Source organism: Streptococcus sp. HMSC074B11, assembly GCF_001808705.1.
Taxonomy (GTDB): Bacteria; Bacillota; Bacilli; order Lactobacillales; family Streptococcaceae; genus Streptococcus.
The window spans coordinates 800-1,343 of the sequence record NZ_KV794296.1; the positions used below are offsets into that span (position 1 = coordinate 800).

The following is a 544-nucleotide window of genomic DNA, read 5'->3' on the forward strand; positions in this document are numbered from 1 at the left end:
GTTTGGGTTTGACCTTGTTTACCTGTTGTTCTTGTATCTTCTGCTGTTGGTGTTACAGGTGTGACTGTTGGTGTGTAAGTCGCAGAAGCTTTGGTTCCATTCTTATCTTCACGAACAACCGTTACGGCCAGTGCTTTACCTGTGAATGATTTCTCTGGCACGAATGTAACTGTTCCGTCTGCTGCTACTGTATATATACCAACACCTTCCACAGTTTTAGTCGTTGAACCATCGCCAAATGTTGCTGGAACATCATCGTTCATTGGTACACGGCTATTACCTTCTGTGAATACAGGTTTACCTGTTTGAGTCGCACCTTGGATATCTTCTGTTTCAGCTGGAGTTGCTGTCGGTGTTACCGGTACGATTTCAGGTGTGTATGTTGTATCAACCTTGATACCGTTTGAGCTTTCCGCTTGAACCTTAGCCGGAGTTACCGCACCAGTGTATGATTTGTCAGTTGGTGTGAAAGTGACTTGACCATTAGCTGAATCGATAGAGTAAGTACCAATTTCAGTTGTACCATTAGCGGCATAAGCTGGTG

The 544-nt window shown here is 44.3% G+C and carries 1 pseudogene; it reads right to left on the reverse strand.

Annotated features, from left to right (window positions below):
- Positions 1-544: pseudogene (locus tag HMPREF2619_RS11700) on the reverse strand (cell surface protein); the annotation flags it as partial.